At 48.6% G+C, this 19,265-nt stretch carries 18 protein-coding genes; 11 read left to right on the top strand and 7 right to left on the bottom strand.

Features of this window, described 5'->3' with window-relative positions; genetic code table 11:
* Positions 1 to 68: 68 nt before the first annotated feature.
* From NBH16_RS00750 to NBH16_RS00780, 7 genes are all read left to right on the top strand, one after another.
* Positions 69 to 1,193, top strand: coding sequence for a TlpA disulfide reductase family protein (locus NBH16_RS00750; RefSeq protein WP_250787953.1), 1,125 nt, complete (start codon positions 69 to 71; stop codon positions 1,191 to 1,193).
* A gap of 18 nt (positions 1,194 to 1,211) precedes the next feature.
* Entirely contained in the window at positions 1,212 to 1,658 is a 447-nt protein-coding gene (locus NBH16_RS00755) for an OsmC family protein (RefSeq protein ID WP_005855911.1), read from the top strand.
* Positions 1,648 to 3,603 (top strand): alkyl/aryl-sulfatase, encoded by a 1,956-nt coding sequence (locus NBH16_RS00760; protein WP_122297593.1) that lies wholly within the window; start codon positions 1,648 to 1,650, stop codon positions 3,601 to 3,603. Before NBH16_RS00755 ends, NBH16_RS00760 begins: the two co-directional genes overlap by 11 nt.
* 124 nt (positions 3,604 to 3,727) lie before the next feature.
* A complete protein-coding gene (locus NBH16_RS00765; protein WP_057329343.1) occupies positions 3,728 to 4,420 on the top strand; it encodes an iron-sulfur cluster assembly scaffold protein in 693 nt (230 codons plus the stop codon).
* Positions 4,413 to 4,604, top strand: coding sequence for a hypothetical protein (locus NBH16_RS00770; RefSeq protein ID WP_005855905.1), 192 nt, complete (start codon positions 4,413 to 4,415; stop codon positions 4,602 to 4,604). The genes NBH16_RS00765 and NBH16_RS00770 overlap by 8 nt, the downstream gene beginning before the upstream one ends.
* 9 nt (positions 4,605 to 4,613) lie before the next feature.
* On the top strand, positions 4,614 to 5,615 hold the full coding sequence (locus NBH16_RS00775; RefSeq protein WP_005855903.1) for a GGGtGRT protein: 1,002 nt from the start codon (positions 4,614 to 4,616) through the stop codon (positions 5,613 to 5,615).
* A gap of 94 nt (positions 5,616 to 5,709) precedes the next feature.
* Positions 5,710 to 6,570 carry a nitroreductase family protein gene (locus tag NBH16_RS00780; RefSeq protein ID WP_250787955.1) on the top strand — a complete coding sequence of 287 codons (861 nt, stop codon included), beginning with the start codon at positions 5,710 to 5,712 and terminating at the stop codon, positions 6,568 to 6,570.
* Between the two features lie 137 nt (positions 6,571 to 6,707).
* Here NBH16_RS00780 and NBH16_RS00785 read toward each other — a convergent pair whose 3' ends face one another.
* Entirely contained in the window at positions 6,708 to 6,884 is a 177-nt protein-coding gene (locus NBH16_RS00785) for a DUF4250 domain-containing protein (RefSeq protein WP_005855899.1), read from the bottom strand.
* Positions 6,885 to 7,047: 163 nt separating this feature from the next.
* On the opposite strand from NBH16_RS00785, the gene NBH16_RS00790 reads away from it, so the two are divergent.
* The 3 genes from NBH16_RS00790 (at position 7,048) to NBH16_RS00800 (ending at position 10,127) form a co-directional block, all read left to right on the top strand.
* The gene (locus NBH16_RS00790; RefSeq protein WP_008771778.1) at positions 7,048 to 7,500 is read left to right on the top strand and encodes a copper resistance protein NlpE; all 453 of its coding nucleotides are present in this window, start codon (positions 7,048 to 7,050) and stop codon (positions 7,498 to 7,500) included.
* Between the two features lie 300 nt (positions 7,501 to 7,800).
* Complete coding sequence (abc-f, locus tag NBH16_RS00795; protein WP_250787957.1) at positions 7,801 to 9,420, top strand: ribosomal protection-like ABC-F family protein; 1,620 nt, start codon at positions 7,801 to 7,803, stop codon at positions 9,418 to 9,420.
* Positions 9,417 to 10,127, top strand: coding sequence for a phosphatase (locus NBH16_RS00800; RefSeq protein ID WP_005868026.1), 711 nt, complete (start codon positions 9,417 to 9,419; stop codon positions 10,125 to 10,127). Before abc-f ends, NBH16_RS00800 begins: the two co-directional genes overlap by 4 nt.
* Before the next feature lie 252 nt (positions 10,128 to 10,379).
* Here NBH16_RS00800 and NBH16_RS00805 read toward each other — a convergent pair whose 3' ends face one another.
* Complete coding sequence (locus NBH16_RS00805) at positions 10,380 to 12,107, bottom strand: tetratricopeptide repeat-containing S1 family peptidase (RefSeq protein ID WP_121962346.1); 1,728 nt, start codon at positions 12,105 to 12,107, stop codon at positions 10,380 to 10,382.
* Positions 12,108 to 12,232: 125 nt separating this feature from the next.
* Here NBH16_RS00805 and NBH16_RS00810 point away from each other — a divergent pair, with 125 nt between their 5' ends.
* Positions 12,233 to 12,958, top strand: coding sequence for an MBL fold metallo-hydrolase (locus NBH16_RS00810; protein WP_250787958.1), 726 nt, complete (start codon positions 12,233 to 12,235; stop codon positions 12,956 to 12,958).
* Here NBH16_RS00810 and NBH16_RS00815 read toward each other — a convergent pair.
* From NBH16_RS00815 to NBH16_RS00835, 5 genes are all read right to left on the bottom strand, one after another.
* Positions 12,950 to 14,158 carry an ABC transporter permease gene (locus NBH16_RS00815; protein ID WP_122144625.1) on the bottom strand — a complete coding sequence of 403 codons (1,209 nt, stop codon included), beginning with the start codon at positions 14,156 to 14,158 and terminating at the stop codon, positions 12,950 to 12,952. The two genes, NBH16_RS00810 and NBH16_RS00815, sit on opposite strands and share 9 nt — an antisense overlap.
* On the bottom strand, positions 14,142 to 15,317 hold the full coding sequence (locus NBH16_RS00820; RefSeq protein ID WP_250787960.1) for an ABC transporter permease: 1,176 nt from the start codon (positions 15,315 to 15,317) through the stop codon (positions 14,142 to 14,144). Before NBH16_RS00820 ends, NBH16_RS00815 begins: the two co-directional genes overlap by 17 nt.
* Positions 15,318 to 15,442: 125 nt before the next feature.
* Entirely contained in the window at positions 15,443 to 16,429 is a 987-nt protein-coding gene (locus NBH16_RS00825) for an HlyD family secretion protein (RefSeq protein ID WP_005868022.1), read from the bottom strand.
* A 34-nt stretch (positions 16,430 to 16,463) separates the two neighbouring features.
* The gene (locus NBH16_RS00830) at positions 16,464 to 17,906 is read right to left on the bottom strand and encodes a TolC family protein (protein ID WP_034531167.1); all 1,443 of its coding nucleotides are present in this window, start codon (positions 17,904 to 17,906) and stop codon (positions 16,464 to 16,466) included.
* Between the two features lie 61 nt (positions 17,907 to 17,967).
* Positions 17,968 to 19,167: an MFS transporter gene (locus NBH16_RS00835; protein WP_057318860.1), complete on the bottom strand. Its 1,200-nt coding sequence runs from the start codon at positions 19,165 to 19,167 to the stop codon at positions 17,968 to 17,970.
* Between the last annotated feature and the right edge of the window lie 98 nt (positions 19,168 to 19,265).

Raw genomic sequence — 19,265 nt, forward strand, 5'->3', positions numbered from 1 at the left:
ATCACAAAAGACTTCGTATATTTGCGAAGTTTATATCTCATATACATTACTTAATACACGAATACAAAATGAAAAAGTATCTTATTCTTGCCGCATCAGCCCTGCTCCTAGCCGCATGCAGCGAAAAACCGGGTTACGAGATCAACGGTACCGTAGCGAACACCGATCTAAACGGAAAATACGTTTACCTGTATGAATATGGCGTACAAGACGCCGCCCCAATGGATAGCGCATTGGTGCAAAACGGTACGTTCACGTTCAAAGGAACACAGGATGCCCCTGCCCTACGCAAACTCGCCTTCGCCGAGGATGTCGTGGAACCCAAACGTGCCGCTTCCGGCGAGAATGCCCCTTTCACAAGCATATTCGTATTGGAAAATGGTAAATTACAGGCTATTCTTGATGAGGCAGCTTCCGCCGTTTCTGGAACACCGGAGAATGACGGATTGAAAGCCCTGCAAGCACAAATGAAGACTTTGCGTGCGGATCTGGAGAAGCTTTCCGCCGACATGAAATCAGAGGATAAGGAAGTCGTAAGCGCCGCCGAGAAGAAATATGACGAGATCGACCAAAAGGTAACCGATGCCGTCAAGACTTACATATTGAATAATACGACCAAGCAATCCGCCGCCAAGTTATTATACGATTTCCGTTATAGCTTGGACGAGGCGGCCCAGAACGAGATTATCGCCAAGGCGGACTCCGCTTTCAAGGCCGCTCCGAACATCGATAAGCTCATGGCTCACCTAGATGTACTGAAAACCGTAGCCGTAGGCAAGAAGTTCGTGGACTTCGAGATGGCCGACCCGAACGGTAAGACGCACAAGCTATCCGAGTTCGTAGGCAATGGCAAGAACATCGTGTTGATCGACTTTTGGGCAAGCTGGTGTCCTCCTTGCCGCCGGGATATGCCCAATTTGGTAGCCGCTTACAAGAAATACAAGAACAAAGGTTTCGAGATCGTCGGTATCTCCTTGGATAGCAAGGCTGACGCATGGGCGAAAGGCGTAAAGGACCTAAATATCACATGGCCCCAACTCTCCGACTTGCAAGGCTGGAAAAACTCCGGTGCTCAACTATACGGGGTAAACAGCATCCCTCACACCGTATTGGTGGATAAGGACGGAACGATCATCGCCAAGAACCTACATGGCGAGGAGATCGACGCTAAACTTCAAGAAATATTGAAATAATAATAACAATAACACGATATGTCCGCCCAAATCACGTTAAACTGGACGAAGGACTCGACTTTCGAGACCTTGCTGGACGGCCATAAGGTTACGATCGACACAACAGCCGAGAACGGGGGTAATAATGAAGGCCCCCGTCCCAAGGCTTTAATGCTGGTCGCCTTGGCCGGATGCAGCGCAATGGACGTAATCTCCCTTTTCCTTAAAATGAGAGTACGTTTCGACAAAATCTCTATCGACGTAACCGCAGAGACTTCGGATACGATCCCGATGGTATATACCGCATTCCACGCTACATACCATATCGACGGGAACATCGGGGACGCCGCCAAAATAGAGAAAGCGATTCGCCTTTCACAGGAAAAATACTGTGGCGTAGGACTTATGATGAAAAAGATAGGCCCGATTACCTACGATATCTTACTGAACGGCGAACCGCTTAAACCACAAAAACATGAAGATTAGAAAACAGTTCTTACTTTTATTTATCTCTACCAGTCACTTGTTCGTATATGCGCAAAACACGGAACCTTCAATGTTTACGAAAGAGGCTAACGAACAAATGGTGAAATCACTCCCATTTGATAACAAACAAGATTTTGAAGACGCTACCCGTGGCTTTATCGCCACGATAGACGAACCTTCCATTATCGACGAGACAGGAAAAGAGGTGTATGGATTAACCGTCTGGGATTTCCTGCGTCAAGAGGCTCCGGCATCCGCCAACCCTAGTCTTTGGCGACAAGGGCAACTCAACCGCATACACGGCTTATTTGAGGTATTACCCGGTAAAATATACCAGATACGAGGATTCGACCTCGCGAATATGACGTTTATCCGTAGTGATAACGGTTGGATCGTCATAGATGTATTGCTCTCGAAAGAGACGGCCCTAGCAGGTTATAATCTTCTGAAGAAACATGTAGAAGATCTTCCGGTCAAGGCGGTTATCTATACGCATCCTCATGTGGACCATTTCGCGGGAATAGACGCCATATTGGAGAACGCCCCCAATAAGCCCGAAGCGATCGAGATCATTGGCCCCAAGGGTTTCTTTGAAGATGCCGTCAGCGAGAACCTGATGGCGGGTGTAGCCATGGGGCGAAGAGCGACCTATATGTATGGCCGCAGTCTACCTAAAAATGAGAAAGGAAATATAGGTACTGGTTTAGGACAAACTACCGCGGCAGGAACTACGGGCTTGGTCCCTCCTACCCGTGAGATATCCGAGGAGGGCGAGACTTTACGAATTGATGGTGTCGAGATCGTATTCATGTCCGTACCCGGCGCCGAGGCTCCCTCGGAAATCATGATGTACTTCCCTGAGATGAAAGCTTTCTGCGTAGCCGAGGAAATCAACCGTACCCTGCACAACCTGCTGACCTTACGAGGGGCGAAGGTCCGGAACGGCCAATTATGGAGCAAATATATCGACCGGGCGATCACGGAGTGCGGCGATCAGGTAGAGGTATCCTTCTCTACCCACCATTGGCCGACTTGGGACAATAAGAACATCGTCGCTTACTGGGAAAAGCAGCGGGATTTGTATCGCTACCTACACGATCAGACACTTCACCTCGCCAACCAAGGATATACGCCTCGAGAAATAGCGGAGATGATTAAATTACCAAGCTCTATCGCCAACGAGTTCGCCAACCGGGGATATTATGGAACCGTTAGCCATAACGTAAAAGCCCAATATCAAATGTATTTCGGCTGGTTCGACGGCATCCCCGCCCATCTGAACCCACTCCCGCCGGTAGAAGAAGGTAAAAAATACGTAGAGGCTATCGGAGGAGAGGACGAGGTAATGAAAAAGGCGCGAGAGGCATACAATCAAGGAGAATACCGTTGGACGGCTACTTTGCTGAACCATCTCGTTTTCGCTAATCCAAAGCATAAACCCGCCCGCCAATTACTTGCGGACACGTACGCTCAATTGGGCTACCAAGCGGAAAGCGGCCCGTGGCGTAATTTCTACCTGACCGGAGCTATGGAACTGACCGAAGGCATCGCTGGCAAAGGCAAGGCCAACTCAAACCGGGCACGTATGTCCCAGAACCTAAGTCCCGAAATGCTATTCGATTTGCTCGCTATCCAAATAAATGGAGAAAAAGCGGCCGATAAAGACTTAATAATAAATATTATCTTAACCGACACAAACGAACAGGCCACCTTGATCTTAAAGAACGGCGCTTTATCGAACCGCATCGGCCGGCTCCATCCGGCCCCTACCGTAACTTTGGAAGGAGACAAACAAGTCATCTACGCAAGCCTCATGCAGCCGGAGAGTATAGCGGCAAATCTGCAAAACCATAAGTTATCGGTAACCGGGAAACTTGAAAGCCTAAAAGAGCTATTCTCCACTTTTGAGGCTCCGGACGCTTATTTTAATATCATCGAGCCTTAAACCTTTCCCGCCTCTTGCATGGCTGGATTAAAAAATTTATCTTTGTGCGATCTTTAGAGAAAGCGATATTACTATAAAATTAGCATAAGGTTTTATTACACTTTAATATAATAAATTAGCGATTATGATTTATTCACATGAAGTTCAACACATGTGTGTTGTAAAGAAGGGAGCTAACCACCAGTGCGCTCCGATTCCTGAAGAAGGAAAGTGGGTTAGAGCAACTCAGATCACTGATATCTCTGGTTTGACTCACGGTATCGGTTGGTGCGCACCGAAACAAGGTGGATGTAAGCTGACATTAAACGTTAAAGAAGGAATCATCCAAGAGGCTCTTGTAGAGACAATCGGTTGTTCCGGTATGACTCACTCAGCGGCTATGGCTTCTGAGATCCTTCCGGGTAAAACTCTTTTGGAAGCATTGAACACAGACCTTGTTTGTGACGCTATCAACACCGCTATGCGCGAGTTGTTCTTGCAGATCGTTTACGGTCGTACACAGTCCGCTTTCTCTGAGGACGGTCTGCCTATCGGCGCTGGCTTGGAAGACCTTGGTAAAGGTTTACGTAGCCAAGTGGGTACGATGTATGGTACATTAGCTAAGGGTACTCGTTACCTTGAGATGGCTGAGGGATATTGCACTCGCATGGCTTTGGACGCTGATGACGAAGTAATCGGTTATGAGTTCGTTCACCTAGGCAAATTCATGGATATGGTAAAGAAGGGTATGGACGCTAACGAGGCACTGGAAAAGGCGAAAGGCTCTTACGGTCGTTTCAAAGAAGCTGTAAAATATATCGATCCTCGTAATGAATAAGAAAACATTTACACGTGTCCTCATCGGGCTGAGCGTTATCACGGCTGTAGCTACGCTTATCACGTATTTCGTGATGAAGCCGGAGAAACCGTGGTTGGCGTTTTACGTGGCTTGTTGCGGCGGTGTATTGGTTTTCAACTTTCTGATATCTTTATTCCTAGTAAATAAGAATTTTAAAAAGTAAAAAAATAATATGGCTTTATTTGAAAGTTATGACCGTCGTATTGATCATATCAACGCGGTATTAAACGAATATGGTATCAACGGTATCGAAGACGCAAAGGCTATCTGCGATGCTAAGGGTATCGACCCTTATACAATGTGTAAGGAAACTCAACCGATCTGTTTCGAGAACGCTTGCTGGGCTTACGTAGTAGGTGCCGCTATCGCTATCAAGAAAGGTTGTACGAACGCTGCCGAGGCTGCCGAGGCTATCGGTATCGGTTTACAGGCATTCTGTATCGCTGGTTCTGTTGCGGATGACCGTAAGGTGGGTATCGGCCACGGTAACTTGGCCGCTCGTTTGCTTCGCGAGGAGACTAAGTGTTTCGCTTTCTTGGCTGGCCACGAGTCTTTCGCCGCAGCTGAGGGTGCTATCAAGATCGCCGAGATGGCAAACAAGGTTCGTAAAGAGCCTTTGCGTGTTATCTTGAACGGTTTAGGTAAGGATGCCGCTAAGATCATCTCTCGTATCAACGGTTTCACGTATGTACAGACTCAGTTCGACTACATGACAGGTGAGGTGAACGTTATCGAGGAGAAAGCTTATTCTAACGGTCTTCGTGCGAAAGTTAAGTGCTACGGCGCTGACGACGTTCGTGAGGGTGTGGCTATCATGCGTAAGGAAGGTGTTGACGTATCCATCACGGGTAACTCTACGAACCCGACTCGTTTCCAACATCCGGTAGCCGGTACTTATAAGAAAGAATGTATGGAGAACGGTCACCCGTATTTCTCTGTTGCTTCTGGTGGTGGTACGGGCCGTACTTTGCACCCGGACAACATGGCCGCTGGTCCTGCTTCTTATGGTATGACGGACACAATGGGCCGTATGCACGGTGACGCTCAGTTCGCTGGTTCTTCATCCGTTCCTGCTCACGTAGAAATGATGGGCTTCTTGGGTATGGGTAACAACCCGATGGTAGGTGCTACGGTTGCTGTAGCGGTTGCTATCGAGGAAGCTATGAAGAAGTAATCAACTAAACAATAAAATAATTGTTTATATATAGACTCCTGTAATCTTGATGGTTGCAGGAGTTTTTATTTTACTTATCAAAAGGAGGAAAAGGATGACACTAAACATAGACCAAGAGAGTTGCATCAAATGCGGGAAATGCGTACGGGTATGCCCTTCGGATATATTCACGCAAGAAAGAGCCGGAGAGACGATCGGGCTGGTACGTGTGGAAAGCTGCATCGTTTGCGGGCATTGCGTGGACGTATGTCCGACCGGTTCCGTGCTACACAGCGAATTCCCGCCGGAGAAAACGCATACGATCGATTACAGCCAGATGCCTACGCCGGAGCAGGTGATGTTGCTGATCAAGTCACGCCGTTCCAACCGGACATTGACCTCGAGGCCCGTCCCCAAGGAGATGCTGGACAAGATCGTGGAGGCCGCTCATTCTGCGCCGACGGCTACAAACTCCCAAAGCCTTTCGTTTACCGTCGTCACCGATCCGCGAAAGCTACGGCAGGTGAGCGATTATACGATAGGCGTGTTCGACTCCTTGGCGAAGCTATTATTGAATCCCGTCGTGAAATGTGTGGTCAAGCCGTTTATGAAGGATGTCTATAAATACGTACCGGTATTCAATCGGTTGAAAGAGGAACACAAGGCGGGTAAAGATCCGATTCTCCGGAAAGCCACCGCCCTGCTACTGATCCATACACCGAAGTCCAACCGATTCGGAAGTGAGGACGCTAACCTCGCTTATCAAAACGCCTCCTTGATGGCGCAATCGCTTGGGGTAAGCCAGATCTATATGGGCTTTGTGCTCACCGCCATCCGGCAGGAAGGAAAAGATACGCTCGCCAAGACGCTAGAGATCGACGGCAAGATACAAGCGATCATGGCGCTCGGCATACCGGCTTTCAAGTACCCGAAGTATACGGACCGGAAAGAGATCGTCAAGAACTATATCGAGTGAGACTTGATGGAGACAACCTTGTCGACCGGGGTATGCGATCCATTGGATTACGCATCGTAAGTCAATGGATTACGATACGTAAGTCATTGACTTATGGTTCGAATCTCATAGGTTTACCGGGCTAGGATCACTCCCGATCACCAGAACTTATTATGCTCCGGGCTGTATTCAAAACCAGCGTCTTTAAGCTTTGTAAGAAGGGATTTCTTGTTCACTTGCAAATCCTCGCATAAATCGTCGAGGGAAGAATAATTGTCACGAAGTTTCATATTGATGAAGCTGAATAACATCATCGGATCGTTTGGTAATGACATAATCTTACGAATAAAAATGTTATCTATGTTTTACAACACAAAGATAATGCTTTTTCGCCAGATGGAACCCAGACACGATCCTTATTATTTGAATATCGGTACGCAACAAAACAACCTACAAACTGGTTTTAAATAACGAGAACTTATAATTCAATTGAATGACATGAAAAAATATGTATTAGTAGTAGCGGTAGCCGCAGCTCTATTCAGCTGTAGCGGCAACCCAAAGGCAGACGCCACGCAAACAGACAAGAACAAGCAAGAAACCGCCCAAGTACCGGATATGCACAACGCAGAGACCTCCTTGGATTACTGGGGTGTTTACGAAGGGACATTACCGGCCGCCAGCTCGCCGGGTATTAAAACGACCTTGACATTGAACAAGGATAAGACCTTTACCCTCCGCTCCGAATATATTGACGAGAAAGACGGTATTTTTAATGATAAAGGAACTTACACGCTGGACGGTAACGTCTTGACAACGAAACAAGAAGGGGGAGACATCACGTATTATAAGGTAGAGGAAGGCCAACTGAAAATGCTGGACCAGCAGAAGCAACCCATCACGGGCGACTTAGCCAAGTTCTATATCCTTAAGCAAACAAAGAAATTCTAGGCTTTATCCCCATAAGTATATACTTTCAAGGGCAAAAGCATACCTTTTTGTACATGAAAGTATATACTCATTTGCCTAAACCCAAAACTATTCCTACCTTTGCGTTCCTATATAACTATATAATTACTCCAATGAGAATAGCCGCTTAATTTATCTCAAGATGTCGTTCTTTCCATCCGGAAAGCCCTCTATCCGTATAGGGCTGATTTCGTGACGACAGATTCGAGGCTATCGCGAAACCGATCATCATCGGTATTTCTTATCCATTTTAGTATCTCACATTTTAAATCAGTTCACACTATGAGTATCGTAGCGCAAAAAATCACGTATATACATCCGGACAACCAAGTCTTATTCAAGGGGATCGACTTAACGATCAACAAGGGGCAAAAGGTAGCCTTAGTCGGGAACAACGGATCGGGAAAATCTACCTTCCTCCGTATCTTGGCCGGAACCTTGCAAGCGCAGGAAGGGGAGATTATCTATCCGACCCCACCCTATTACGTACCCCAGCATTTCGGGCAATATGATAACCTGACGGTGGCTCAGGCCTTACGTATCGACGGGAAACTAGAAGCCTTGCGGGCGATTACCGAGGGCGACGCCTCCCTCTCTAATTTCAATACGCTGGCGGATGACTGGACGATCGAGGAACGGAGCCTCGCCGCCCTGCACGCTTGGGGTTTGGAGCATATCCTCCTCTCCCAACCGATGCGCACATTAAGCGGCGGCGAGAAAACCAAGGTTTTCCTCTCCGGAATCGAGATCCACCAACCCTCGATCCTGCTATTGGATGAGCCGACCAACCATCTGGATAGGCGCAGCCGGGAGAAGTTATACGATTTCATCACGTCTTGCCGTATCACCTTGTTGGTCGTCAGCCACGATCGTACCTTATTGAACCTATTAGCTTCCATAGCGGAATTATCCGTCGGGGGGATCACCCTTTACGGGGGTAATTATGATTTCTACAAGGAACAAAAAGAACAGGAACAGGCTTCCATGCAAGAGAAACTGGAAGCGAAGGAGAAAGAGCTTCGCAGGGTCAGGAAAACCGCCCGTGAGGTAGCCGAGCGAAAACAAAAGCATGAATCCCGGGGAGAGAAGCAAAGCGTCCGGAAAGGAATCCCCCGGATCATGATGGGCGGATTGAAGGAGAACGCCGAGAAAAGCGCCTCCAAACTAAAAGAGGTTCACGAGGACAAGATGGAGAACCTTGCCAACGAGCTAAAGCGAATGCGCTCCTCCCTACCCGACCTTCAAGGCATGAAACTGGATTTCAGCGCATCCGGCTTACACGAAGGCAAGATATTGGTTACCGCCAAGGAGATCAATTTCGGTTACGCCGAGGCCGGCGATCTATGGCCCTCCCCGATGAGCTTCCAGATCAAGAGTGGAGAACGGTGGCTGATACAAGGCGATAACGGTTCAGGCAAGACGACTTTGCTGAAGTTGATTACCGGCCAGTTACCGCCTCGTAGCGGTTCCTTGATCCGTGCGGATTTCTCCTCTATCTATATCGACCAAGAATACTCGATCGTCCGGAACGACCGGACGGTGTACGAGCAAGCGCAAGCCTTCAACGAGCGTCATTTCCAAGAGCACGAGATCAAGACATTGCTAAACCGTTTCCTCTTCCCGCACGACACGTGGGAGAAGAGCTGCGGGAAGCTGAGCGGAGGCGAGAAAATGAGATTGGCTTTCTGCTGCCTGATGATCAGTAACCAGACTCCGGACCTGTTTATCCTAGATGAGCCGACCAATAATCTCGACATCCAAAGCATCGAGATTATCACCTCCATGGTCCGTGCGTACAGGGGCACGATCTTGCTGATCTCGCACGACGCTTATTTTATCCGGGAATTGGGTATCCACCAAATAATAACTACCTTCGCGGATAGGTTAAAGACGAATTTATGAAGACGTTACTTGACGTGCATACCCATACGGTAGCCAGTGGGCATGCCTTTAGCACCCTGCAAGAAATGGCAGCGGCCGCCTCCGAGAAAGGATTGAAGTTACTAGGTATAACAGAGCATGCCCCCGGCATACCGGGGACGTGCTCCCCGATTTACTTCCGCAATCTGCACGTGGTTCCCCGCCGGATATACGGTGTCGAGTTATTGCTCGGGGCGGAATTGAACATCATCGACTATAAGGGCACGATCGATCTGGGCGAGGAGTACTTCCCGATGCTGGATATCCGGATAGCGGGTATCCACTCGCTTTGCTACAAACCGGGAACGGTCGAGCAGAACACGGAGGCGATGATCGGGGCGATCCGCAACCCGCATGTCCACATCATCAGTCACCCGGGAGACGGTACGGCCGAGGTGGATTTCGAGCCTATCGTATTAGCGTCCAAAGAGCATCACACGTTGCTGGAGATCAACAACAGCTCTCTCAACCCGGTCCGCAAGAAACTCACCGCCAGAGATAATAACCTCACGATCTTGCGCCTATGCAAGAAATACGAGGTTCCTGTGATTTTAGGTAGCGACGCGCATATATCTTTCGATATAGCCCGGTACGATCATATCTATGAGTTATTGCAAGAGACACGATTTCCGGAGGAATTGATATTGAACGACAAGGTAGAGGCGTTCAAGAAGTTCATAGGGAGATAAGCGGTGCCTTACATCCGGGCAGATACATTCCTGCAACCGCGCAGATACGTATCTGCAGCGGGGTAGATACGGACGTGCAGCCGTGCAGATACGTATCTGCAACCAGACAGATACGGACCTGCAACCGGGTAGATACGGACCTACAACCGGACAGATACGGACCTGCAACCGGGTAGATACGGACCTACAACCGGACAGATACGGACCTGCACCCGGGTAGATACGGACGTGCGTACCCGCCCGGGTGCATCTTTACTTACAATGTTCCTTTATTAATTTGTCCACGACAGGATCACCCAACTCCTTCGCCTTGTTGAAAGCCTCGCACGCTTCCGCCTTCTTACCCTGACGGACGTAGCAGATGCCTCGCAAACGATAGCAAGAGGCGAAATCCGGAGCGATCCGCAAGGCATTCTCTAAGCTCCTCAACGCCTGATCATAGTTTTCCATACGGATATATACGGACGCTTCCTCCGCCGGATAAGTCGGGTCGCCCGGATTCAAGCGGATCGCGGATTGGATATCGGCCAAGGCGCCGGGGAAATCGTTCATGCGGAACTTCGCTTGCTCGCGGTAATAGAAGAAGCGGTCGCCGACCTGTCCTTTCAAGAGATCGTAGTATAAATCATAATCGTCCACGGCCTCCTTGTATTGCATCAGTTTCAAGCGGAGATCCACCCGTTCCAAGATATAGGGAGCGGCCTCGTTCGTTGGCGGGTTGCCGCATTTGGCGATGGCGCTATCCAGCAAGGCGATGATATCCCCGAAGTTAGCGCCCCGGATATTCGCCTTCGCCTTCGCCGCCCAATACCAAGAGGTAGAAGATGCCATATCGCTATCGTTCACCTTCATATAATCATCGAACGCCTGCTCGAAATCTCCTTTATAAAAATGGATGTCCCCTTCCAATTGGCGATAGACCGGCAAGTCCTCCTCCCCGATCGCTTTTTGTATCGCCTCGGTAGCGGCATCGACGGTCCACTGCTCCTTATTCAAGGTCGTATCCGCGGCGGCCACGCCGTAGATCAGCTTGGCTCGGTTGAACCAGATATCCCCTTTCCGCTCGCTGAAGCGGGAAGCCGTGTTTATATCTTCCAACGCCTTATCCAGATAAGCCCCCTGCTCGGCCTCCGTAGGAGCCAGATCCGCACGGTGGTAAGCGTAATGATTGGCACGGTTCAAATACCCGTCGGGAGAATCCGGGAAAGTGGCGATAAAATCATTCAAGGTAGCCAGATACGTCTTCGGGTCTTGCGAGTTTGCCATCAAGTATAAGGAGACCTGCGCTTGGCTTGCGTCCGACGGCCACGCCTTCCGGATACCAATCCGGCTATAGGTGGAATTAAAAGCGTCCGCCGACTGAATCGTCAAGCTATTCGCGTATCCCGCCGAGACCGCGTAGGAATCTTCCTTCTTCCCCGACGCGTCTTCCTGCGCCAAGCCGAACACCTCGCCGTCCGCCGTCAATACAGGAGCGTTTACCTGCCCGCTCTCCAGCGCCATCGACAATTTATAATAGCTGAACGGCTCCTTCAACTTACTGACCTCCGAGACCGGTCCTTCCCCGAACTTCGTGATCTTACCGGTCGAGTAAGGCATCAGATAAGCGATAACTCCTTGCGAGATCGGCTCACGGGCGATCGGCAAGAACACAGCTTTCTTCGGAACCTCTACCTTGAACTTGATCACATCATATAATTCATCAGCCCCCAAGATGCGGCTTACCGGATATTCTTTTCCGTCGGCGTCGGTCACGGTCGCCCTCGCTGCGTCCTTAAACAAGGAATAGCCGGACAACGCCTCACCGGTCTCGGTAATGAAAAATCCCGTACCGGACGCTTTCTTCTGGTTATCTTTTCCATAAGTAGTGACGGTAACCACCGCCTTTCGTTGCTTATCCATCCATTTGGGCGCTTTCTTTTGCGCCGCCACCCAAAATACTTGGCAACAAATCGTAATCAACAGAACAATTCTTCTCATTTCGTTTTCATGTTATCAGAATATACGTCGCAAATGTAAATATTTATACCGGATAGGCGAACAAATTAGGGAATTAATCTATTATGAGTATATTCGCGGAAACACTTATAAAAAACCGCGAGATTATGAGACTAAAATCATGTATGCTTATGTGTAGTTTATTCATGGCGAGCTTAGCCTCCGCTAGTAACTTCGCCTCGGATTCTTTCAAGACCAAGAGCGGAAAAGAACTGACCATCACGTTCATCAAGCACGGCAGCCTGATGCTTACGTACGACAATCATTCGATACAGGTAGATCCTGTCTCCGAATACGCCGATTATACGACTTTCCCGAAAGCCGATATCATCTTGATCACCCACGAGCATGGCGATCATCTGGACCCGAAAGCGATACAAGCCGTCGAGAAAAGCGATACGGAAATCATCGCCAACGAGAACAGCCAAAAGAAGCTGGGAAAAGGGAAGGTCCTGAAAAACGGCGATACGGATACCTCCATCAGCTATATGAAGATAGAGGCCGTCCCCGCCTATAACACCACACCCGGCCGGGATAAATATCACCCCCGCCACCGGGATAATGGCTATATCCTCACGTTCGACGAACTAAGAGTCTATATAGCCGGCGATACGGAAGACATCCCGGAGATGAAAGACCTGAAAGACATCGATATCGCTTTCCTTCCCGTCAACCAGCCTTATACCATGACCGTCCCGCAAGCGGCGAAAGCGGCCAAGATGTTCTCGCCTAAAATCCTATACCCTTACCATTACGGGGATACGAGGATCGGCGAGTTGAAAGATGCCTTGAAAGGTAGCGGTATCGACGTGAGGATACGGGAGCTACAATGACGACAAGGCACGGCTCGCCTTCAAGATATTTCTCCGGTACACCCAGCAAGCCAAGAGGAAATAAACGACACATTGCACCCACAACGTCACGTACTCCACACCGACTTGCTCAATCGACGCTCCCATCGAGTTGAGCTGTACATAGGCCAGCGTAGCGGGAGCCGCCGGAACGATATAATGGGCCATTTGCCAATACCAAGGCATCAATTCCAAGGGATAAGAGACTCCGGAAAGGAAGATCAAGCCTACCGAGAAGAAGGCAATCATCAATAACGGAGCCTCCGAGTCCGTAAAGAAATAAGAGGCGGCCAGCCCAAAGAAGCTGGTAGCCAGCAAGAAAGGTATCAGCAAGATCAAGGTGTTCAGATAATTACCGATATCCGGCAGGCCAAACAATAGCGGTATCAAGCCCAACAAGAACAAAGCGAAAATCGTATACAATACGCAATACACAAAGGTCTTGCTGATTATCACCCTAGCGATCCGGCCAAAGGATAATCCCTCGGAGGCGAAACGAACGATGGTACCCGAATCCCGCTCTTCCCCGCTTATCATACCGATCACCATCAACAAGGTCTGGAACATAATGACGATCAATACCGCCGGGATCAAATAGGTTCCATATCCTTCCGTAAAATTATACAACGCCGTCCCGACCACTGATATGGGTTGCGCCGAAACGATCTTGGAAGCGTCTTGCTGGGGCAAGAACACCAACATCTCCGGACGATACCGATCGTTCAACGCCAACATGGCACCGCTGGAAGCCTCCTGCATCGCCATATAATATAGGAAAGCGCTTGTCGTCTGGTACATGATAAACAGGGACTCATTCCCTCGTGCCACCCGGGTCTCGAAATCAGAGGGAAGATACAAGATTCCTACGGCATCCCCCTCCTTCATCCACTCCTGCGCCTCAGCGTAATCCAAACCATCGGCGATTACCGAGACTTGCGGAGTAGCGTTCAGCAAACGGATGTACTCCCGGCTCAAGTCGGTCTTTGAGTCATCGACGACTACCACCGGGGCGTTACGCACCAGATCCGGGGCATACATATAATTATACAGCAGGCCATAGAGAAATATACCTCCTACCAAGACGAGCAAGATAGCGTAGCTCGTGGAGATCGTCTTAAACTCGTCCTTGACCAAGGAAGCGATATCCGCCAAGGTTCCTTTCATATTATCGGATGTTCTCATATTTATGACTTAAAATAGCGGTTTTCAAATGTGGCAACAGCACCAATGCCAATAACATAAACGCAAACAACGAACTTACGTTTACCCATGTATAAGGGAATCCGTAATCGCCATACAATAAGTTCTGGTTGATCTCCACGAAATGCCGTACCGGAAATAGGTACGAGGCGTAATGTACGGGAGCGTACATGGAATCGACCGGGAAAGTAACGCCGCATAAAGTAGCCCCCAGCGAACCGACCATCGACACCACGCTAATCACGATCGCTATAGCGGGAAACAACGAGAACAGGAATACCGCCAACGCTTGCGTAGCGACCACGAATAAGATCGCCGTCAAGTTCAATGGCCAGAAACCGCAAGCGAAAGGAATATGCATGACCCCGAACATGATATAGTTAGCGAAGACGCTCATGATACAAAAGATAATCGTATAAGGGAGCAGTTTGCCCACCACCGCCACGAACATGTTCATCCGTGCCGCCTCCAGCCACTCATCGCCTGTCCGGAACTTGATCTCGCTACCGATAGCGTACACCGTAACCAGCAAAATGATCACTTGGAAAAAGACAAAGAAAAAAGGATTGCTCAGATAAACGGAATAATCCAGATCCGGGTTGAACAGCGGGTGGCTACTGGATCGTACCGGTAATAGGAAGGTGGTTATCTGATTCTCCCCCAGCCCCATCGCCGTAGCTTGCACAACCACCGGGGCGAGGGAAAGCGTACGCAGCAGGGTCTCGAAGGCACCACGTACCTCACCGCCCACGCTCAACAAGGCATAGTGGTAATAATACGATAAAGTAGCGTCACGCCCCGCCGTGGCATCCGCCTCAAACTGACTGGGGATCACTAAATAACCGTAGATTTCTTTTGCTTGGGTAGCATGGCGAGCGGTCTCTTGGTCCGTATAATGCCGGGTTACCCGGAAAGTCGGTACCGCCTCTACCTGCCGGATGACCTCCCGAGACATGGAGGTGTTGTCTTGGTCCACTACCGCTATCGGTATGTTCTCCATCTGCCCGCTTCCGAAAATCGTAGACATGAAGAATATACAGAACAAAGGCAACACGATACACACCCCGAAATATAATCTCCGGGAAACCATGCGATCCAGTTCCCGACGTAAAACCATATAAAAAGGACTCTTCTTTAGCATAGCGACAATAAATTATTTAGTTGTAGAGACGGGGCGTGCCCCGTCTCCCACCGTCCGACAGTAACTTTAAATACTATTTCGAGGGGATGAGACGGAGCACGCTCCGTCTCTACAACTGGATAGTATCAAGGGAGTTGATAGAGTACGGACATACCGGGACGCAATCCCTCCACCTTCTCCACCGGTAAGGCATGTATCTCGAAGGTCCGCAAGTCATAGCTACCTGTCTGCTTGGTAGATTTCCAAGTAGCGAAACTGCCCAACGGACTGATATAATTGATCTTGAACTCAATATCCTTCTTATCGATCGCCGGTACATCGGCGACAAACGTTCCTCCCATCTTAAATAAAGGCAAACGATCCTCACGTACGTTCAATACCACATGCACGTCATCTAATACGACTAAGTTCATGATTGGCATCCCGGCCCCAACCAACTCTCCCCGTTTCGGGAAAATAGCTGAGATTTGTCCGGATTCCGGAGCCGTCAACCGAGCGTCCTGTAAGAGAGCCGCCACCTCCTCCACGGTTCCTTGCGCCGCCGTCACCAACGAGCGGGCGCTCTCCTTATCTTGTATCTGCGCCCCGTCTACCGCCATTTGATATTGGCTATAAGCGGCACGTTCGGCGGCCTCAGCCGCTTTATACATGGCCTCCACCTCATCTTTACGCTGTGAGGTTACCACGCTATCTTTATACAAGGCATTGACCCGATCATAGGTAATCTTCGCCAATTGTAAATCCGATTTGGATTTATTCCACAATTGTTGCAAGGAAGCGATGATTTGCTTTCGTGTACCCTCATCCACTTTCTGGTGCTGATACTTCGCTATGTTCTCCATGGCGTTCACCTGTTGATATTTAGCCAATGCCTCCGGACTATTGATGACTACCAAGGTATCGCCTTGGCGTACATTCTGTCCCTCTTTTACCAGAAAGGTATCGATACGCCCCGGTAACTTACCGGAGATACGTATTTCCGTTGCCTCGATCTGCCCTTGCAAGATCACCGGCTTCTTTTTCAACAAGATCATCCCGATCAACGAGACAACTATAACAATCGCCAAGACTGCGACGAAGGCCACACTCAAATATCTCTTAGTTTTATCCATAACTCCTAAATTTTCAATTTTCAATTCTCAATTTTCAATTCCCCAAAAGCTCCTCGGTCTTTCCCTCCATCTTGTATTGGTGGAACTGCTCCGGCGTACCGCAGACAGACAGCAGATTAATCAAGGCTACATCATACTGATAATAAGCCAAAAGAAAAGCGGTCTTCACCTTCGCCAGCATAACCTCAGCATCGACTACCTCCGTAGAAGTAGCCATTCCCTCTTGGAAAGATTTCTTCCGCACCCGGACCAGTTCCCGGCTCATCTCGATCGTCGTATCCAAAGCTTTTACATTGTCCAAGGCATTTTGTAGCTGGCTGTAGAATTTATCGATACCGACCTCCAGATCCGTAATCGCCTTCTCCTTACCCAAACGAAGCGACTGACTAGCGATCTTTGCCTGCCGGATGGTTTTCTCCCGGTTCAAGCCATCAAAAATATTCCACGTAAAACCAACTCCTACCATCGTACGAGGCAACAAATATTTATCCAGTCCATCAGCGTACAAAGTCTGTTTGCCGAATAAAGCGATATTCGGGACATAAGCGGACCGGCCGATCTTTAGTTGATTATCGGCTACAACCTGCTGCAATTTCAATTGATTGACTATATAATTATTCATCGGAACCAGATCCTTGAAGTATTGGGCCGGAGGAAGCGCCTCATTAATAAATAAAGGAGTCGTGGTACGTACGTCGCTCCCCTCCTCCATATTAATCAAGCTTTTAAACGCCTGTTGGGCGACCGCTAAATCCTTACGGGCCGATTCCAGTTCTCGTTTCGCCTCGTCCATACTCACCTGAGCGAACAGACGCTCGGCCCGATTGATCATCCCGTTTTGCTCTAATTTAAGGGCTTGGTCATAATGGGTTTTCAAAGAATTGTACACTTCTGTTTTTACGTCCACCACGCTTTGTCCCAAACGAAGCCCGAAATAAGCCTCGATCAATAAGGATTGTTGGTTAGCATCCACTTGGCTCCTATTCACCTCCGCTATAGAGACCATCGTCTTTCCGATCTTGTTCGCATAGATACGTTTTCCTCCCGTGAAAACAGGCCACGTCACCGTAGCGTCTATAGAAGTGATGTTTTGGGAGATCAGCGGAAGCGAGAAAGTACCTTGCCCGATCTTATCCAATACCGACATGATCAACTCATTATCCGGGATATAATTATGGACAAACTCCTTCGCCGGTTCCGTATATTTACTCAGCGACTGCCGTACCTCTATCGGATTCGACATATGTACGAAAGCACCCGCGGCGTTCACCGACGGATACCAAAAAGCGTTTAGCTTTTGATGCTCATTCCGAGCCCATTCCACTTCTTTCCCGGCTATTTTCAAGCTTTTATTTTCCTTATGAAGCAGGTCGAGAGATTGTTCCAAGCTTAAATCCACATCGTTCCCTTGGCTCCATGAAGCGCATGGAAGAAGATACAGCAAAAGAATACTGTAAGATACTATATTACTCACCATAAACTCATTTAGTAATTGACGTTCAGTTGGAGTAATAACAGCGAAAAAGGGAGGATTGTTTTTACTTCTTTTTCAAGTTGGGAAGGAACCAAGTAACCAGTCCTAAAAGAGGCATGAAGCCACATACGTTGTAGACAGCCTCTATTCCATAATGATCCGCCATATTTCCTAATACGGCCGAGGCTATACCCGCCACACCGAAAGCAAATCCAAAGAAAAGTCCCGAGATAAGACCTAATTTATAAGGAAGCAACTCTTGCGCATACAACAAAATAGCCGGGAACGCCGATGATAAGACCAAACCCACGCAAAAACTAAGCACGATCGTCCAAGCGAATCCCACATGCGGCATCAACAAGCTAAATGGGGCTGCCCCTAGAATCGATCCCCAAATCACATATTTCCGTCCTATCTTATCACCGATAGGACCACCCGCCAAGGTTCCCATGGCCGTAGCGATCAGGAAGACGAACAAACAGATCTGCGAAGTCTGTACACTCACCCCGAATTTATGGATCAAGTAAAAGGTATAGTAGCTATTCAAACTAGCCATATAGATATATTTAGAGAAAATCAAGGTCAGCAATATCGAGATCGAAAAGACTGTTTTTCCCAAAGAAAGAGGCATCTCCACATGCGTCTCACCCGACTTCTTCTGCCATTTCACCCGACTCAAATACGCCTTATACCAACGGCAGATAGGAATCATCACCAAAATAGCGACGAATGCCAGTATAGAAAACAAAGCGATATGAGTCCGTCCATAAGGCGCCACCAATAAAGCAACCAGTAGCGGACCTAACGATCCGCCCAAATTACCACCCACTTGAAAAAGCGATTGTGCCAATCCCCTACGCCCTCCCGACGCTAGCGAGGTAATCCGGGACGCTTCCGGATGCAAAACCGAAGACCCGATACCTATCAAGAATACGGAGATCAAGACCCAATGGAGCGTAGAGGAAAAAGCGAGATTCAACAAGCCGACCAACGTAAAACTCATACCAATAGGTAACGACCAAGCCACGGGACGCTTATCAAAAACCAAACCGGTTATAGGCTGGAAAACAGAAGCGGATAATTGATAAACAAGCGTAATCAACCCGATTTGGGCGAAGCTCAACGCTAAATCATCCTTGAAAAGTGGATAAACCGCCGAGATAACGGATTGCAACGAATCATTCAAACAATGCGTAACGCTTAACGCCACCAATACCCGGAATGCTGTTTTATTTACCGGCTGCTGTTTAGGAACCTGCTCCATGACTGTCCATATTTCTATTTAACCTCATGCTCATTAACATTTTAAAAACCACACAAAAAGTTAGCTAATTTCTAGAAAAACAAACCCTAAGAGCCTAT

Origin of the sequence: Parabacteroides sp. Y3-G-102 (genome assembly GCF_023656845.1) — a bacterium.
GTDB lineage: Bacteria > Bacteroidota > Bacteroidia > Bacteroidales > Tannerellaceae > Parabacteroides > Parabacteroides distasonis.

What these genes read in the sequence shown, in the direction of transcription:
- NBH16_RS00750 (WP_250787953.1), top strand. Translation starts at nt 69, where the DNA reads ATGAAAAAGTATCTTATTCTTGCCGCATCAGCCCTGCTCCTAGCCGCA.
- NBH16_RS00755 (WP_005855911.1), top strand. Translation starts at nt 1,212, where the DNA reads ATGTCCGCCCAAATCACGTTAAACTGGACGAAGGACTCGACTTTCGAG.
- NBH16_RS00760 (WP_122297593.1), top strand. Translation starts at nt 1,648, where the DNA reads ATGAAGATTAGAAAACAGTTCTTACTTTTATTTATCTCTACCAGTCAC.
- NBH16_RS00765 (WP_057329343.1), top strand. Translation starts at nt 3,728, where the DNA reads ATGATTTATTCACATGAAGTTCAACACATGTGTGTTGTAAAGAAGGGA.
- NBH16_RS00770 (WP_005855905.1), top strand. Translation starts at nt 4,413, where the DNA reads ATGAATAAGAAAACATTTACACGTGTCCTCATCGGGCTGAGCGTTATC.
- NBH16_RS00775 (WP_005855903.1), top strand. Translation starts at nt 4,614, where the DNA reads ATGGCTTTATTTGAAAGTTATGACCGTCGTATTGATCATATCAACGCG.
- NBH16_RS00780 (WP_250787955.1), top strand. Translation starts at nt 5,710, where the DNA reads ATGACACTAAACATAGACCAAGAGAGTTGCATCAAATGCGGGAAATGC.
- NBH16_RS00785 (WP_005855899.1), bottom strand. Translation starts at nt 6,884, where the DNA reads ATGTCATTACCAAACGATCCGATGATGTTATTCAGCTTCATCAATATG.
- NBH16_RS00790 (WP_008771778.1), top strand. Translation starts at nt 7,048, where the DNA reads ATGAAAAAATATGTATTAGTAGTAGCGGTAGCCGCAGCTCTATTCAGC.
- abc-f (WP_250787957.1), top strand. Translation starts at nt 7,801, where the DNA reads ATGAGTATCGTAGCGCAAAAAATCACGTATATACATCCGGACAACCAA.
- NBH16_RS00800 (WP_005868026.1), top strand. Translation starts at nt 9,417, where the DNA reads ATGAAGACGTTACTTGACGTGCATACCCATACGGTAGCCAGTGGGCAT.
- NBH16_RS00805 (WP_121962346.1), bottom strand. Translation starts at nt 12,107, where the DNA reads ATGAGAAGAATTGTTCTGTTGATTACGATTTGTTGCCAAGTATTTTGG.
- NBH16_RS00810 (WP_250787958.1), top strand. Translation starts at nt 12,233, where the DNA reads ATGAGACTAAAATCATGTATGCTTATGTGTAGTTTATTCATGGCGAGC.
- NBH16_RS00815 (WP_122144625.1), bottom strand. Translation starts at nt 14,158, where the DNA reads ATGAGAACATCCGATAATATGAAAGGAACCTTGGCGGATATCGCTTCC.
- NBH16_RS00820 (WP_250787960.1), bottom strand. Translation starts at nt 15,317, where the DNA reads ATGCTAAAGAAGAGTCCTTTTTATATGGTTTTACGTCGGGAACTGGAT.
- NBH16_RS00825 (WP_005868022.1), bottom strand. Translation starts at nt 16,429, where the DNA reads ATGGATAAAACTAAGAGATATTTGAGTGTGGCCTTCGTCGCAGTCTTG.
- NBH16_RS00830 (WP_034531167.1), bottom strand. Translation starts at nt 17,906, where the DNA reads ATGGTGAGTAATATAGTATCTTACAGTATTCTTTTGCTGTATCTTCTT.
- NBH16_RS00835 (WP_057318860.1), bottom strand. Translation starts at nt 19,167, where the DNA reads ATGGAGCAGGTTCCTAAACAGCAGCCGGTAAATAAAACAGCATTCCGG.